This is a genomic window from Variovorax sp. P1_H2 (genome assembly GCF_056405295.1).
Map to the genome: position 1 here is coordinate 1 of NZ_JBFUCJ010000264.1, position 1,879 is coordinate 1,879.

Annotated in this window: 2 protein-coding genes; both read right to left on the minus strand. The window is 45.7% G+C overall.

Features of this window, described 5'->3' with window-relative positions; all coding sequences use genetic code 11:
- Positions 1 to 219 precede the first annotated feature (219 nt).
- Positions 220 to 948 (minus strand): ATP-binding cassette domain-containing protein, encoded by a 729-nt coding sequence (locus AC1D2E_RS35670; protein ID WP_478201770.1) that lies wholly within the window; start codon positions 946 to 948, stop codon positions 220 to 222.
- The gene (locus tag AC1D2E_RS35675) at positions 945 to 1,676 is read right to left on the minus strand and encodes a hypothetical protein (protein ID WP_478201771.1); all 732 of its coding nucleotides are present in this window, start codon (positions 1,674 to 1,676) and stop codon (positions 945 to 947) included. The genes AC1D2E_RS35670 and AC1D2E_RS35675 overlap by 4 nt, the downstream gene beginning before the upstream one ends.
- Positions 1,677 to 1,879: the final 203 nt, after the last annotated feature.

The following is a 1,879-nucleotide window of genomic DNA, read 5'->3' on the forward strand; positions in this document are numbered from 1 at the left end:
GGCGACGATCCGCTCGAACCTCTAGGACGAGACTAACTCGCTCTGCGAGGCACTGGCGGCTAATTAAAGAATTCAATCTTAATGGGTCAATCTTGCGATTGACCTATCCGTTAGCCAATGTTTGTGAAAAGCTTGGCGAGCGAAATTTCGTCTGATTTGAATTGGAAAAATAGAAAAGCAGTTTGCTTGCTCGTTTCGCTGTTGAGCGTTATGAGGATTTTATTGAGTCGGCGAATCGTCGGTGACATATCTGACGAACGCTTCTTCCAGGGATTTCGCGCTGTTTTCATGAAGAAAAGCAGATGTTGTTTCAAAACGGCGGGTTTTTCCATTTTTCAAGAAGAAGAAATAGTCGCAATTATTTTCTATTTCGGATGCCTGGTGTGTGGAAAAAATAACCATCTTATTCATTGATTTTATTCTTGAGAGTGCTGTCCATATATAGAACCGATATTCCGGATCAACGCCTGAAGTTGGCTCGTCGAGAATATACAGATCTGCGTCAAGTGATAGAAGAATCATGAGTACAAACCAGCGCTTCTCGCCATAACTGCAATTGTTGGCGCGACGTTTTGACAGTAGTTTATATTTTTCTTGTTCTTTTTCTGTTGCGTTCGATAGAAGATTTTTGCTTCTTCTGGAGTTGGATCTTGACAGTGCTTCAATTAATTCCGACAGCTCGCTCAGGCGCAGGGCATCGGGCACCGTAACGATTTGAGCGAGATAGGCGATGCTGTCTGAATGTGGTGCTGTAGATAGAGTTCCTGAGCTATGCTTTTTTAATCCGCATATCACATCAAAGAAGGTCGTTTTTCCTGAGCCGTTCGAGCCCAGCAGTCCTACAATTTCTCCCGGAGCGACCTCGATGGAGGTATTGTCTAGGATTAATTGGCGATCACGGGTGAACGTAATCCCATCAGCTTTGAATCCACGATTTGTTGTCGTCATCTATTGCTCCACTCCGGATTCAAGCGTTGCTTCACGATGCCATAGGCGCCCAGTGCGAAGAGCATGACAGCTTGGCCGGTCAAAATCACAAGGTGCTTGTCTGAGTTCTGCGTTCCGGAAATGAAAGTCGCCGCCGAGAAAAATGGATTGAAATACGCGAAATTGATTTCGGAAGATGGAGAGCGGGAGGCGGCCAATCCGGCTACCAAGAGTATCGTGATGGATATTGACATCAGACTGCTAGCGGATTGGAATGTTAGCGGCAGTGCTGCAAAAAAAATTGCGCTGACCATGAATGTGATGCAAACAAGAACGAAGCCAGCAAACAATCGGATAATTTCACTGGCAGAGACATTCGTCAACAAGAGGGCGGTAACAACAATAAACGTCAATCCGTATGCCATGCAAAGAAACAGCGATGCCATGAACTGTGCAAGCATAAATCGGTTGCGCTTTTCCCTGCTTGTCAAGAATGAACGTACGAAGCCGCTTTCGCGTCGGCCTATCAAATACAAGCCAAATCCGAAGAATGACAATGTCAAGGCAATGTATGCGAGGCACCATCCCGCCTTCTCGGCGAAGATGGAGGGGTCAAGAACAGCGTGGCTACCCTGATATGTAGTGAAAGCCATGAAGCCAATCGGTGCAACGATAGACCAGAAGACTCCAATAGGTTCCCGAAGTTGCTCGGCCACGAGAATCTGTGCGGATCTGGCGATTCCCATCATCGCGCGTCTCATGGAAATGGCACCATTTTAGAAATCCTGTTGGGTAGGAAACTCTCGTGGAAATCCGAAGACACCCTGTTCTTGAGATTGTTGGAAATTGAGTTGTCCATCTGTAAGAAAAATCCAGGACTGAGAAATTTAGTCATATACACATTGTGTAAATTGAGGCGTTCTAATCCAATATAAAGGTACCAATATGGAAG

Coding starts and splice junctions, on each gene's coding strand:
- AC1D2E_RS35670 (WP_478201770.1), bottom strand. CDS start 948: ATGACGACAACAAATCGTGGATTCAAAGCTGATGGGATTACGTTCACC.
- AC1D2E_RS35675 (WP_478201771.1), bottom strand. CDS start 1,676: ATGATGGGAATCGCCAGATCCGCACAGATTCTCGTGGCCGAGCAACTT.